The sequence below is a fragment of the Mesotoga sp. Brook.08.YT.4.2.5.2. genome (assembly GCF_003351125.1).
Taxonomy (GTDB): domain Bacteria; phylum Thermotogota; class Thermotogae; order Petrotogales; family Kosmotogaceae; genus Mesotoga.
Genome location: NZ_JPGZ01000032.1, coordinates 81,406 through 95,749 on the forward strand (window position 1 = coordinate 81,406; position 14,344 = coordinate 95,749).

The 14,344-nt window shown below is 46.7% G+C and carries 11 protein-coding genes and 2 pseudogenes; 10 read left to right on the top strand and 3 right to left on the bottom strand.

What is annotated here, in order from left to right; translation table 11 throughout:
* Positions 1-318 precede the first annotated feature (318 nt).
* The 5 genes from Q502_RS08575 to Q502_RS08595 all read left to right on the top strand — a co-directional run bounded on the left by Q502_RS08575 (position 319) and on the right by Q502_RS08595 (position 6,586).
* Positions 319-2,085: an ATPase gene (locus tag Q502_RS08575; protein ID WP_099830962.1), complete on the top strand. Its 1,767-nt coding sequence runs from the start codon at positions 319-321 to the stop codon at positions 2,083-2,085.
* Positions 2,086-2,164: 79 nt separating this feature from the next.
* On the top strand, positions 2,165-3,082 hold the full coding sequence (locus Q502_RS08580; RefSeq protein ID WP_099830963.1) for an ABC transporter ATP-binding protein: 918 nt from the start codon (positions 2,165-2,167) through the stop codon (positions 3,080-3,082).
* A gap of 10 nt (positions 3,083-3,092) precedes the next feature.
* On the top strand, positions 3,093-4,256 hold the full coding sequence (locus tag Q502_RS08585) for an ABC transporter permease (RefSeq protein WP_099830980.1): 1,164 nt from the start codon (positions 3,093-3,095) through the stop codon (positions 4,254-4,256).
* Positions 4,249-5,313 (top strand): ABC transporter permease, encoded by a 1,065-nt coding sequence (locus Q502_RS08590; protein WP_099830964.1) that lies wholly within the window; start codon positions 4,249-4,251, stop codon positions 5,311-5,313. Before Q502_RS08585 ends, Q502_RS08590 begins: the two co-directional genes overlap by 8 nt.
* Before the next feature lie 79 nt (positions 5,314-5,392).
* Positions 5,393-6,586, top strand: coding sequence for an FprA family A-type flavoprotein (locus Q502_RS08595; protein ID WP_099830965.1), 1,194 nt, complete (start codon positions 5,393-5,395; stop codon positions 6,584-6,586).
* Between the two features lie 150 nt (positions 6,587-6,736).
* Here Q502_RS08595 and Q502_RS14700 read toward each other — a convergent pair.
* Positions 6,737-7,703, bottom strand: a pseudogene (locus Q502_RS14700) (acyl-CoA dehydratase activase).
* Between the two features lie 205 nt (positions 7,704-7,908).
* On the bottom strand, positions 7,909-8,184 hold the full coding sequence (locus Q502_RS15070) for an acyl-CoA dehydratase activase-related protein (protein WP_099830966.1): 276 nt from the start codon (positions 8,182-8,184) through the stop codon (positions 7,909-7,911).
* A 232-nt stretch (positions 8,185-8,416) separates the two neighbouring features.
* On the opposite strand from Q502_RS15070, the gene Q502_RS08610 reads away from it, so the two are divergent.
* The 5 genes from Q502_RS08610 (at position 8,417) to Q502_RS08630 (ending at position 13,313) form a co-directional block, all read left to right on the top strand.
* A complete protein-coding gene (locus Q502_RS08610) occupies positions 8,417-9,301 on the top strand; it encodes a DUF4382 domain-containing protein (RefSeq protein ID WP_099830967.1) in 885 nt (294 codons plus the stop codon).
* A 122-nt stretch (positions 9,302-9,423) separates the two neighbouring features.
* Positions 9,424-10,116, top strand: a complete 693-nt coding sequence (locus tag Q502_RS08615; RefSeq protein WP_099830968.1) for a hypothetical protein — start codon at positions 9,424-9,426, stop codon at positions 10,114-10,116.
* Between the two features lie 6 nt (positions 10,117-10,122).
* Positions 10,123-10,809 (top strand): response regulator transcription factor, encoded by a 687-nt coding sequence (locus Q502_RS08620; protein ID WP_099830969.1) that lies wholly within the window; start codon positions 10,123-10,125, stop codon positions 10,807-10,809.
* Complete coding sequence (locus Q502_RS08625; RefSeq protein WP_099830970.1) at positions 10,799-12,082, top strand: histidine kinase dimerization/phospho-acceptor domain-containing protein; 1,284 nt, start codon at positions 10,799-10,801, stop codon at positions 12,080-12,082. The genes Q502_RS08620 and Q502_RS08625 overlap by 11 nt, the downstream gene beginning before the upstream one ends.
* Positions 12,083-12,191: 109 nt before the next feature.
* Positions 12,192-13,313 (top strand): aminotransferase class I/II-fold pyridoxal phosphate-dependent enzyme, encoded by a 1,122-nt coding sequence (locus Q502_RS08630; RefSeq protein WP_099830971.1) that lies wholly within the window; start codon positions 12,192-12,194, stop codon positions 13,311-13,313.
* 854 nt (positions 13,314-14,167) lie between these two features.
* Here the strand turns inward: Q502_RS08630 and Q502_RS14960 are convergent.
* A pseudogene (locus Q502_RS14960) lies at positions 14,168-14,344 on the bottom strand (group II intron reverse transcriptase/maturase); the annotation flags it as partial.

The window sequence follows — 14,344 nt, forward strand, 5'->3', positions numbered from 1 at the left end:
TGTCCGCCATACTGGACATCGTTTCTTGTTGCGGCTCATGGCCGCACCAATTGAGTTTTAACAATGTTTTTTGCAAGTTGCTTCTAATATTTGCCCTGCTATGAAAAGTATTGGAATGAAAACTCATTGCTCCAACTGGGAGCGAACAAACAGAGACATCGTCGACTCACAGAGAAGCCGAATCCGTTTGAAACAGACCGCCCGAAGATTCGATTTGCCGGCCTAACGCTTGAATTGTATGATCTTCAATGAAACGAAAGGAAATTAATCGATCTGCAAGTATAATATACTAACGGCAAATTTAGGAGGCTAAGAGAGATGAGGAGCATTTTGATCAATGGGGAAGTTGCTTATAACGCTTCTTCGCAGATACTCAACAGCGATACTTTTAGAGAGATACTTGCAGAACTCATAAGAGATTCCGAAGAAAAGAAGAACTCGCTTCTTTCGTTGTTCGAGCCGTTTCTGAAGAATACAGATACAGTAGATACCTCCATAAAGTACGATATCGAGGGGATTATAGAGCTTCTTCTTGCACTTACGATCGATCCGATTGAGAAGATTGATGGTTCACCGTATTATTCCTTCCCAAAGATGAGCAACAAGAAAGAACTTCTTGTAAGGTTTGTCGAGAGCTTGTTTTCTCTGTGGAGAAACAAGCACAGATTCATAGTAAAGAGAGATGAGTACACCCCGAATCGCTTCGATAGAATTTTCAAGCAGATGGTTCTTGTAAGAACCAACACAGACCTCAAAGGTTTGGTACTCAGCCTTTACAGGCAGATACTGATAAATGTTTCCGATGTCAGACTAAAGATTTTGAGACAGGAACCAGGTGGTGCTCAGGTGGGATTCATTGTTGATCGCCCTGAAGTAGATGAGAGAGTTAGGGTGGACGGAGCCGACTTTCTGTACGACATGGCATGCGTCTGGAGTATAGTCTTCGAGCCACCGGTAATCTTCTATACCAGGTCAAACAAAAGACAGGGATTGTTTAAGGTCTATGACAAGCCCGTTCTGAGAAGACTGGATATCTCTTCAGGAAGAGACTGGTTTTTGTTTCCCATTCACGTAGGCTCCAAACTTGTCTTCGTGGTGGTAAACAAAGAGTACCTGGCTCTGGCTGCCGGTCTGGGGAATCTGTTCGAGCTCGCGAGTTTCGATATCGTCAAGTACAAGAAGCCCGATGGCATATACGTTTTGGGATTAGACAACTCTCTCTTTGAAGAGAGCGGGGACTTCAACGGAGTTATTTACAGAGAAGACGATGGCACTTATGTGGGAGTAGTCGGGGATGATCCCAAGATCGACTATTTCGGCTACATGAAAAAAATGATACTCACAATTCACAACTTGCTTGTGATCGATGAAGGCAGGCTTCCGATTCATGGAGCTCTGGCTCACATAAAACTGAGAAACGGAAAAAAGGCCAATGTAATGCTGATTGGCGACAGCGGAGCCGGTAAGTCCGAAACCCTCGACGCTTTGAACAGGCTTTCTTCGGAAGTATCCGAGGTAAACATCTTGATCGATGACATGGGATCTCTCGACATAACTTCATCCGGTTCCGTGGTCGCATACGGTACTGAAACGGGAGCCTTTGTACGTCTTGATGATCTTCAGCCTGGGTATGCCTATTCAACGATGGATCGAAGCATATTCATGAACCCTAACGAGATTAATGCCAGGGTGATTGTCCCCTATTCCAACTATACGGAGATCATTAAGCCGACAAAGATTGATTATTTCCTCTATGCAAACAACTTCGACGAGAACACTGAGGACGACCTTCGCATTTTCAGTGACCCTTCCGAAGCGGCGGAGGTCTTTTCGAGCGGCGCGAGGATGGCCAAAGGAACTACGTCCGAGAAGGGTCTGACTTACAGTTACTTCGCGAATCCTTTTGGAGCAATTCAAAGGCGGGATAAACACGAGGTAATAGCCGATCGCTATCTAAAGGCCATGATAGATGCGGGGGTAACGGTTGGCGAGGTCAGGACGAGGTTAGGAATACCGGGATTCGAGATGGACGGGCCCCTGAGGGCCGCTAAGGCTATGTTAAAGGCTATAGACGAGCAGGACTGAGATAGAGCTGACGCCTGCTACAGCTGGTAGAATCTATAGTATTGGAAAAGACTGACGTATCGATTGGGTGGTGAAAGCTGTGTCGAAAAATGTAATTGAAGTGAAGAATCTCCGGAAATATTATGGCGACACAAAGGCTGTTGACGGAATAGAATTCGATCTCAGAGAGGGAGAAGTACTGGCCATTTTGGGTCCCAACGGCGCCGGCAAGACCACAACTGTGGAGATGCTTGAAGGACTGAGAAGGCCCGACGCAGGTACAATAGAGTATTTCGAGGAAAGACTTCTTCCTTCCGGCGAAAGGGTGAAGGAGGAGATCGGTGTTCAGCTCCAATCGTCGAGTTTTTTTGAATATCTCACTGTCAAAGAGACTCTTGACCTTTTCAGAGGTCTTTACCGGAAGAGTATTCCATCAAGAGATCTGATCAAAGAGGTCTCGCTGGAAGATAAAGCGAAAACCTACACAAAGAATCTCTCGGGAGGTCAGCTCCAGAGGTTGGCAGTTGCAGTGGCTCTTGTAAATGATCCAAGAGTAGTGTTTCTGGATGAGCCCACCACCGGACTGGACCCTCAGGCAAGGAGAATGTTGTGGGAGACGATATTGGCCCTTAAGAAGAAGGAAAAGACGGTAATCCTTACGACTCATTACATGGAAGAGGCAGAACGACTGGCCGATAGAATAATCATAATGGATTACGGAAAGATAATCGCTAGAGGGACTTTGGATGAGCTCATTGACTCTATAGATGCGGAAAATATCGTCACTTTTAGTGTTCAGGGAGAGGATCCCGTACCTAGGGAATTTCTGGATATGGAAGGTCTTCAACATGTTGAGAATCGCGAGTATTCGGTGACAACGAGGGATGTAGAGAGAATTCTAGGTCGGCTTTTCGAGAGATCGAAGAGATTTGGCCTTCTCCTGGACGACGTTACGATTCGAAAGCCCAATCTGGAGGACGTCTTTATCACCCTTACCGGCAGAAAACTGAGGGACTGAGGTGGATTTCATGAGCAGATTGTGGAATTTCACGTCAGGGCTTTTCAAGAGCGAAATCAGAGAGTTCCAGGTGATGTTCTGGAGTTTCATCTTTCCCCTGATTCTATACTTCATACTGACGTCGGTTTTCGGGCCCTTTTACGGGGGCGATACGCAGGGAGTGAGTTTCAGAGTGGGGATTGTGAGGGAGGAGAATCTTGCGGGATTTGGAAAGATTATCGACGAAGTCATTGAAGGGATCTCCTCGGAGAGCGGTCCGTTTGTTAAGAAGGAGTACGGGTCAATCGATGATGCTCTAGATGATCTTAGAGAGGGAAGGCAGGATATCGTGCTCGTTATTCCCGCCGGAACCAACGCCAAGATGACAAGCGCGCTGGCACTAAAGATGGGCGAGGTACCCCTTCGAGTTCACTATATCAGCGGCAAAGAATCGTCCTCGATCGCTTCGGGCATTATGGAGGAAGTAATAAACGAAGTGAATCTCGAGATCGAACGGCGGAGCGGAGGAGATTTCCTAGACATTGTGACGGAGACAAGGGTTATCTCCGCAATTGAAAAAGAGCCCTTTGACTACAAAGAGTACATCTTCCCGGGGGTTGCTTTGATGATGATTCTTTCGGTAGCACTTTTGAACAGCCCCTTGGGTCTAATTCAGTACAGAGAGTCCGGGGTGAATAAGAAACTCTACACAACGCCTTTGAGATCTCTTGAATACTTTGCTGGCCACTTAGTCAAATTGATAATAACTATGCTTATCTCGCTGGTGCTTCTGTACCTTGTGGCCACTTTTGTCTACAGGGTGGGCGGTTCAATCTTCGATATCAGGTTTATCCTGACTCTGCTCTTTTCAATGATTGTTACGGTATCTTTTGGTCTAATGATAGCTTCCTTCTCGAAAAAGCTCTCAACAGTTTCCGTTCTTGGGCAGACTCTGTACCAGATAATGATGTTTCTCGGGGGCCTTTACTTCCCCGTATTTGATCTCCCATGGGGGATCCGTTGGTTGGTCTACGCATTACCGACCACCTATCTTGTCGAGCTCAGTAGAAGGGTAATGGGTTACCAATTCGCGCCGCTTTCGGTGGGCTGGCTGATAGTGGTACCTCTAATCTGGACTGCATTCTCACTGCTCGTTTTTGCCGTGAATTTCAAGAAGGTGATGGGCTATGAGTAGAAACAAGTTGAAAGCTGTCTTCATCGCCTTTGCAAAGGAAGCGTTCAGAAACAAGCTCGAAGTCTTTTTCACGTTGTTCTTCCCGATGATATTCCTGCTGCTCTTCGGTTTCTTTTTCGGCGGCTCAAGTGATTATCAAAAAACCTCCGTAGGCCTTTATCAGACCGGAACTTACGATATTTCTCCGGTAATTGAGGAGACGGGGGCATGGAGTCTAAGCCTCTTTGACGATGAGACGAGCCTGGAAGAAAAGATAAAAAGCGGAGATATCTTGCTGGGAGTTACATTCGATGGTGAGAAAATCTCCTATCTGTACCGTGAGGGTGATGTTGGTCAGCTGAGTACAATAGAAATGGCCAGGGCAAGTATCTCGGCGGCCGTTGAGAAGGAGATTAACAATGTGAAGTCGGTGATTGTTGTTGAGAACATCCCTGAGACAGCCGGAAGAGTTCGCGCAACCGATGCCGATTACACAATGTCTGGCGTCGTAGCGATCTCTCTCCTTTCGGCCGGGATGTTTTCAGTGATAAGCGTCTTCGGAAGGTACAGAAAGAGGGGAGTTCTTGATAGATTCAAGATCACTCCGCTCAAACCCTTGACTTTCATTTTTGGAAGCACTCTGACTAGATTCCTGGTTAGCATTGTATCGATACTCCTAATCATGATTGTGAGCAGGTTGCTGTTCAGGACTACCTTCCAGACAGATTGGTTGCTATTCCTTATCTCAATAATCTCCTCCACTTTGGGGATGATGGCACTTGGACTCTTTCTGACGCTTATTTTCAGAAATCCAGAGACGGCAGAAACTGCTGCAAGTATTCTGATGGTTTTAATGGTCTTTCTGGCTGGCATATATTTCCCTCTCTCCTTTTTGCCCGATTATCTGAGAATAGTGTCCGCGTTTCTTCCCGTAAAGTATGTGGCAGAACTTATGAGGCATTCCCTTGGAATAGAGTTGGTCTCTACAGCGTACTTTGTCATAACTAATGTCGTGCTATCCTTCAGTGGAGTATTGCTTCTTTACTTCACCGGAAAGCGTTATTTGAGAGCTTCTTGAGAAAGGGCGTATAATCTGTTTTTCGAGAAGACATGATAAAACCGTGTTGCTATAATGAATCTGAAGGGAGGCTTTTTGAGTGAGTGATACTGTAAGAATTGCTGAAGGGATACACTGGATAGGAGTGAATGACTTTGAGACTCATCTTTTCGAGGCGCTATGGCCGCTTCCAAGAGGAGTGTCCTACAACTCATATATCTTGATAGATGATAAGGTCGTCCTTATAGATACAGTGAAGGGTGCATTCTTCTCTGCTTTTCTCGATAAGATCAAGTCTCTGCTACCTGAGGGGAAGAAAGTTGATTATCTTGTCGTCAATCATATGGAGCCAGATCACTCCGGTTCGATTAAGGTTTTGAGAGAGGCCTTTCCTGACCTAAAGGTGATCGGAAATGAAAAGACGATAGAAATGCTCCATGCATTCTATGATGTCACAGATAATTTGATCGCAGTCAAGGATGGTGAGGAGCTCGAAATTGGTTCAAAAACTCTGCGGTTCTACATGACACCAATGGTTCACTGGCCAGAAACCATGATGACATATGAAGAATCCTCTGGAGCCCTCTTCTCCGGAGATGCCTTTGGAGGTTTCGGTGCACTTAACGGAGGGATTTTCGACGACGAAGTTGATGTAGATTTCTTTGAGGATGAAGTTCTCAGATATTTCTCAAACATTGTCGGCAGATACAGCTCTATGGTTCAAAAGGCGTTTGAGAGACTATCGGGTGTAGATATAAAGATCATCTGCGCCACTCATGGGCCAGTTTGGAGAAGGAACCCTTCCAGGATTATTGATCTTTATGATCGCTGGAGCAAGCAGGAAACGGAACAGGGAGTCGTTTTGGTTTATGGTTCAATGTACGGTAATACGCAGAAAATGATGGAAGCTGTCTCTTCAGGTCTTGTTAAGGGTGGTGTTGACAAGATCAGGGTTCACAACATATCGACGACGCACATATCTTTCATTATCAGAGATATCTGGAGGTTCAGAGGGCTGGTAATGGGAAGTTGCACTTACAACATGGAGCTGTTCCCTCCGATGAAGCAGCTGATTAGCGCGATAGAGAACAGGATGATGAGGAACCGCAAGATAGGTGTTTTCGGTTCCTATACCTGGAGTGGCGGAGCCCTGAAAGAGCTTCAGCAGTTCGCTTCGAGATCAAAGTGCGATCAAGTGGGACCCGTGATAGAAGCAAAAAGCTGTCCAACGCAAGAGGATCTCGACAAGTGTGTTGAACTGGGTCTGAACATGGCAGCGGCGATAAGGTCATAAACTAGTGCCTGTCTCTTCTGCAAAATCGATTGGTAAGCATTTTGCGAGAATTGTGATTGGCACAGATAATTGAGAGATCTAATTCAACTGAATAGCTCATTTATGAAGATTTCAGAAGGAACGACAAGGAGCCTCTCAAGTGGTAGAGGCTCATTCCTTTCTTCTTAGTTGCTCCTGCCATTTGCCGCACCGGTCGCCCCAAACTGCTATTATTTCTCCGTCGGCTTTCACGTTGATTCGCAGCTGTTCGAACAACCGTTGCAGATGAAACTTGAAGGGCGGAAGTCGAGATTCAAGTAGTCGAAACCCTTGAAGGACGTCTCTTCGGACTTTCTCTCGATCTCCTGGCGCGCAAGAATCGCGCCGCCAATGGCTCCCATGACTTCGTAGTTCTCAGGAACTACTACTTTTCGTGGCCGACTGCCTCTTCAAATGCCTTCTTTATTCCCTTGTTAGCTGCCACTCCGCCCTGAAAAACAAAAGGCGGCTCAAGTTTCTTACCTCGTCCGAGATTGTTTATGTAGTTCCTGACAAGTGCTTTGCACAAACCCCATATAATGTCGGACTTAGAGAAACCGTACTGTTGTTTCGCTATCATATCTGACTCCGCAAAAACTGTGCATCGCCCTGCTATCCTAACTTCTGTCGTAGCCTGAAGGGCGAGATCGCCAAACCTCTCTATGGGGACTCAGAGCCTTTCTGACTGATGATCAAGGAAGGAACCGGTTCCTGCCGCACATACAGTGTTCATGGCAAAGTCGGTTACCATACCTTCTCTTATCGGTATTATTTTCGAATCCTGGCCTCCTATCTCAAAGATCGTCCTCACATTTCCGATTTCCCTAGAGGCAGCGACGCCGTGAGCAGTTATCTCGTTCTTTACGATATCGGCACCTAGAAGGACTCCTGCGAGCTGTCTGCCACTTCCGGTAGTTCCTACTCCCATGACAAGCGGCTCATTCAGTTCCTCCCTAAGCTTCGCGAAACCCAGCTTAACGGCGTCCATAGGTTGGCCGTTGGTTCTGACGTAATACTTGAAAACTATATCGCCGCTTTCGGAAAGCGCCACTATGTTGGTACTCACCGAACCGACATCTACTCCAGCAAGAATCTCCACAGAAATCGCTTCACTTGTTAGCGGCAATGCGTTTGAGCTTAGAGTTTCTAATAAGATCGACAAAAGCCTCTATTCTCGTCACTTCTGGAGACCCCAAGTTTACCGGCAATGGGATAAATCAACTTTGGTGAAGTGATGTCTTCAGTACTGCTTTGAATGTCCAGTGTGAGCAACTTCGACCTGACTGACGGGATTCCATGTTCTATCATGTCGAGTAGTCCCATGAACTTGGGGCAGAAGAACTTGCCCTCTCAACTGAAACCATTCTGGGCACAAATACATAATCAACGCCCTGATCGACCAATCTGAGGACGTGACTGTTGTATATCTTGATCGGAACGCAGATCTCTGGAACGGAGACTCCGATCCCTCTGTCAATCGTCTTCTTGTCGGTCTTCTGCGTTGTAATTACCTCTATTCCCAGTTCTTCAAAGAGATGGACCCAGTACGGCCCGTAATAAATAATATAAGAGTGCTCCAGCTATTCCTATCCTCAACTTATCTCTTCCCCACCGACCCGTACCGACAGGGTGTGGCATTTGACCAATATCAAATATAGCCATCCGTTGTCGACTGGAACAACGCTGGCAATGTAAAAGCTTCTGATCAGGACCAGTCTCGGACAGCTCCTGTGTGCGATGGTTTAATCTCTCTTTAATTACATAGGGGATAAGCTTGGTTCATAACCAAACGAAGAAGGGAGGTTAAAGAAAATGAGAAAGCTACTATTCTTGATTGTCTTGCTCTCCGCGTTTTTCTTCTCTGGGTGCGTGGATCTTACTTTGCCAGAGGCTGACAGGGGAACGGTGAGAGTTGTTCTTACCGATGCGGTAATCCCTATCGAAGAGATTGACTCTCTTATCGTAAGGATTGAAAGCATAAAGCTCTATGGATCCGAGGAGGTTCCTCCAGATGAATACGAGCCTTTTGTGATTGTCGACGAGCCATTTGAAGTAGACATTCTTACTCTTGTGGGAGCGACTTTCGAACTGCCCGACACTACAGGAGTCGTCGGTGTATATAACCAGTTGCGGATAGAAGTGTCTGCGGCAACTATGACGGCCAATGAGATAGTCTATCCAGTAACCGTCAACTCTGGATCATTGAAGATCAACAATCTGGGTCTCGAGATTGACGAGGGTTCTGTGACTAATGTTGTTCTGGACTTTGACTTGTCGAAATCCCTGAAAATCAACGGCCGGTGGGAGGACATCGTCAGTGAGGCCGAGATCTCAGGCGAGAAGAAAAGCCACGAAGACAAGGTCCACATGACGCCTGTAATCCATGTGCGCCACGGAAGCCTTTTCGATGTAACGGGAGTTGCCTCTGCGGATCAGTTGCCTCTCCTTGCAGCGCTGTTTCCAGAAGTTGATGGCGAGGCGCTTATGACGTTTACCCATATAGACAATCCGATTTGGGAGGAAGGCGAGTTCAGATTCTGCAAGGTTGGTCCTGGAGAATATAGGCTGGAGTTCTTCGACAATTACATGGAGGAAGGTTTCTCGGTCGATGAAAGCGAATCCAGATATCAGTCCCTTTCAGTTACCGTTGTAGATAAAGACGTCGATCTTGGTACAATTGTCTTGGTTGAGAAATAGGTGCAGCATATAGTTAAGTCTCGGTCTGCCCTCAATGAGTTTGGGTTGATTAACTGGAAAGCACGAGGGGATTCATCCGTTCAACACTGTCGATGGTTTGCGGAAGTGAAGGTGGAACTCATATGAAGAGAATCATTTGTCTCGCCTACGCTATTGCTTTGGTGTTTTCAGCCGCACTTTCGGTTGGTACTGTGCTTGAAAGCGAGCAGTCTTTGCTTGGTTACCTGGTTGGGGGTGGGGACTTTGAGCTATCAGTCAGCATCACCTTAATTCAGAAGGTGCAGCGGATAGCTGCTGGTGAGATTCTCGCTATCTTTGTTCTTCCCGAAGGGTTGGTAAGGGTTGTGACCGACTCCAGAGTATTCACGCTCTCTTCAGACGGTGAGATTTCCGAAATAACGGAAGCTAGCGAGGCCGGCATTTTATCAGAAGTAAAGATAATTGACGCCTTCTCTCTTGTTTCTCTGCAGTCAAGGGAGGAGGTTCGCGGTATCTTTCTGGTACAGGAAGAGAACGGTCACTTCTGGCATGTAATAACTGAGACGATGTCCTACAGGTTAGCAAGCAGTTTTGCTTCAACGTTAAGCGTAACGGCAAATGAGAAGGCGCTTGAAGAGGCAAGCGAGAGACTGCAGAAGTCCCTGGTTGAGAAAGAGGATTTGACTCCTTCGGAAAAGCCTGGCAAGCCCGACGAACCGGGCAAACCCGATGATCCTGGCAGGCCCGATGATCCAGGTAAGCCCGACGATCCGGGCAAACCCGATGATCCCGGTCAGCCAGACACTCCTCCCGGCAAAGAAAACGGAAAGAATTGATGCTCGATGAAACTCTTGATAGTTGAAGATGAGAAAAGACTGCTCGATAATGTCGTCTCTTTTTTTGAGCGTTCCGGATTTCTTGTGGATGCCTCCCAGAATGCAGAAGAAGGACTGGATCTTGCCCTTGAGCGCAGCTATGATTGTATTGTCCTCGATGTTCTCCTGCCCGGCATGAACGGTTATGAATTCTGCCGCTTTCTGAGAGAAGAGATGAAGTCCGATGTCCCCATAATAATAATCACCGCACTGGGCGAAGTCGACAGCAGAATTGAAGGCCTTGAGATTGGAGCCGATGATTACGTTCCCAAACCGTTCGATCTGCGTGAGCTGGAAGCCAGAGTAAGGGCTCTTGTAAGACGAAATCAGCTGAAGATAGAATCGATAGTTCAGTACGGTCCTCTTCGTTACGATTCGAGAAAGGAAGTCTTCACCTGCTCCGAGGGAAGACTGGACTTGACCTCGAGAGAGGTTTCAATCTTCGCACTGCTCTTCCGAAACCCGGGAGCTGTCTTCTCCAGAGAAGAGATAACCGACAAGATCTGGGAAACAGGCTTTGAACCGCGCAGCAATATTGTTGATGTTTATATTAACTACATTAGAAGGAAACTTGAGTCGGCTGGGATGTATGACGTGATCGAAACGGTTCCGGGAAAGGGTTACAGATTCAGGGGTTTTGCAGATGACGGTTAGGGGAAAGATCTCACTCCTTTACCTCGCAACTTACGGCACCGTGGTGATTTCGCTAGGCCTTACGGTCTTTTTTGTCCTGAGGAATCTCGAATTTCGCAGGATAGATAATCTGCTCCTGTCATTTCATAACGATATAGTCAACACCTACAAATTCGCAGATCAAGAAAACAGACTTCTGAACCTTGCGGGAAATGAGGACTTTGGATTCGCCATATACATAGAAGATGAACCGGTAGCGAGTTTTCGGGCTGAACCGGAACTGTTCAAAAAAGCTGAAGGAATCGGCACAAAAGGAGACCATCGATATAGAGCGACTGTCGAGCTGATCGAAGGAACCGAAGAGAGATTCGTGACTTTTTACAATCTCGGAAAGTCCGAGGAGTATCTGAAGTTTGTTCTGGCAGCAGTGGTCTTTTCCTCGTTATCCATCTTGTTAGCCGTAAGCCTCATTGGAACAATATTCACGAGAAAACTGATAAGACCTTTTGAACAGGCCGGCAATCAAATGGAGCTGATCAGCAGAACGGGGCTGAAGGATGCCAGAATTTCGCTCAGAAAGAGTGGAGACGAAGTTTCAAAGCTTGAAAGTGAAATCAATAAGGCGCTGAGCAGAATCGAGCAGTTGATAAACGATGCGAAGCAGTTCTCTTCAAGAATCGCTCACGAATTGAGAACGCCCCTAGCAGTAATGAAATCGCATCTTCAGCTCTCTTTGACCGGCAGTTCCTCAAAAGAGAGTATGCGCGAAGCCTTGAGAGAAACTCTTGAGGAAGTGGAAAAGCTTATAAGACTCTCTGAAGAGTATCTGCTTCTGTCTCGCACAGAGATCACCGTACCAATTGAGCAGAGAGAGATAGATCTCTCCCGACTTGTACTGGAGACTACAGAGAAGATCATGATCCTTCATCCCGACAAGGAGATTGAAATACAGATCCTCCCCGATATAGTGATCAGTGCCTCCGGATACATGATCGAGCACGTAGTAATGAATCTTCTTGACAATGCCTGCAAGTATTCTACGGACGATTCTATAAAGATCAAACTGACCCGTGAAGAGGAATTCTCTCTGTTATCTGTTTCCAACAAGGGCAAAGCCGTCGATTTCATGAGCCTTGATGAATCCGTTAAGGGAGTGCAGGCTCAGGGATATGGTCTCGGCCTGAGAGTGGTCTTGTCAATTTTGCGTGCGCACAATCTTAGGCTCGATTACGAACATGAAGAGGGCATCAACAGATTCATGATCGAATTTCCCAGTGAGGCCTATTCCAGATAGCATGAGACACGGCCTGGAAGCCTGACGATTCGTTGTCTGCGTCCAGTCACAGGCTCGAGTTTGAAAGTAGTCTGGTAAGATCGAGTATCACTGACAGCGGAGGAAGAAAATGAAGCTAAATGATTTCAAACTGGAAGTTTACTTTGAGAAGCACGAGTTCGACGCACCCTACCTTCTTGCCCAGTCTGACTGTGAAGCCATGACGATCGGCGAGTTGCTGAAAATGAACGGGGAACCCCCCTCGAAGTTCATGGATACGTGGCTTGGCTACACAGAAGTTCCCGGCAATCGCGATTTGAGGACGCAAATTGCAGGGCTTTACTCGACCGTCGAAATGGAAGAGGTTATAGTTCACTCAGGCGCGGAAGAGGCGATCTTCAACTTCATGAATGTTTTTCTTCAGAAAGGCGACCATGTGATCTGCCAGTTTCCGGTTTATCAGTCACTTTACGAAGTTGCCAACGCAATCGGATGTGAAGTGACCCGCTGGGAACTGAGAAGAAGCGGGGAAGAATGGAGCTTTGATGTGGATGAACTGAATGATCTTGTTCGCCCAGAGACTAAATTACTAGTGATAAACAATCCTAATAACCCAACCGGGTACCTTGTTTCTAACAGAGACCTGATGAAGATCGCTTTCTTTACCGAAGAAAGGGGAATTTTCGTTTTTTCCGATGAGGTCTACAGAGGGCTTGAGCTTGATCAATCTATAGAAAAGCAGAAGTCCTTTGCAGATATTTCCGACAACTCTCTGGCGCTGGGTGTGATGTCGAAATCATACGGGTTGGCCGGCTTGAGGATCGGCTGGGTTGTATCTCACAACAAAAGCGTCCTGAAATCAATGACTAGATTCAAACACTACACCACGATCTGCAACAGCGCTCCCTCGGAGTATCTTGCCTGGAAGGCGCTGTGTGTAGGAGATAAGATCCTAAAAAGGAACAGAGCGATAGTTGTTGAGAACTGGGATCGAGCTGCCCTCTTCTTCGAGAAGCACTCATCGGTATTCAGAGTTTCGAGACCGAAAGCAGGACCCATAGCTTTTATACAGTTCGTTGGAGGAGACGTTGATCGCTTCTGCTCCGAGCTCCTTGATAATTCCGGAGTTCTGCTTCTTCCCGGATCGATGTATGATTACGAAGGCGGCTACTTCAGAATGGGATTCGGGCGAAAGAGCTTCGCTGAAGGGTTGAACCGGCTGGATGAGTTTCTGGATTCATCCGATAGATGACTACTCATTGAAGTGATTCCTGCTGTCTATACGTGAATAATAGATTCCAATCGACAAAACCAAAGGGATTGCAGATTCCCTGGCGAGATTTCTTAACCTTTCGTCAACAGCAAGACGGGTTGACTTTAACAATTTCTCGTGGTAGAATTATAATTGAAGACGCTTTCAGAGCGTCTTTTTTCTTTCCTCTATGATTCTAAACGAAACTCTGATCGCCGAACGGAGCGAGAGGCTCTTAGTGTCGTCCAGCCATTCTTGCGCTTGGAACCGATGTCCCTATGCTCCTCTCGGAGAACGGTGAACCGAGAACTGACTACCCGTTCTTCCAACTTTGCAACTTGGATCTTGGAACTGACAACTGTTCTTATCAAAGAACGGCGAACCGCTTTCTTTGCTCTGTCCGACCCGCAACCCCTAGCCTCGTTTTTCCCTTTCCTTACAACTTGGATCTTGGAACTGACAACTTTTCTACCAGGAGCTTAAGGAAGAGAAGACAGCAATCACCCGGCGGAAGAATATCAACTTGTTTGAACCAACTCAATTTGCCATCCTGATGTGCTCTTGATCAGGATCTGGTCTTTGATCTTATCGTTGAACGGGTCCATAATCTGGGACAGTCAACGGTAACCGCTTCTCACAGCACACTGCGGCTCTCAATACCGAGATGCTGAAACAAGTTCAGCATGACGGGCTGTATATTTTTGCTTTCGGGTCGTTAACCTACAACTTGGAACTCACAACTTGCAACTGATATCTTGCTCTTACCAACCCGCAACCGGTGAGTAGCCCAGGGGGATTTCACCCCCAGGCTCTCTCAGAACCGGACTTGAACCTCTCGATTCATCCGGCTCCCATTATCCAGCCATATAGAATATCCCCATTGTCCAGTGTACAAATAGATGAGGCTCTCTGTGAGCAAGAGCTTCTAGCCATTTACCCGCTTTTGTAAGACCTCTCCTTTTCTTGTACTTGTTTCTTACCCATTGAACTAAGGCTTTGTTTAGCCGAATCAGTACTGTATACATTTCAAA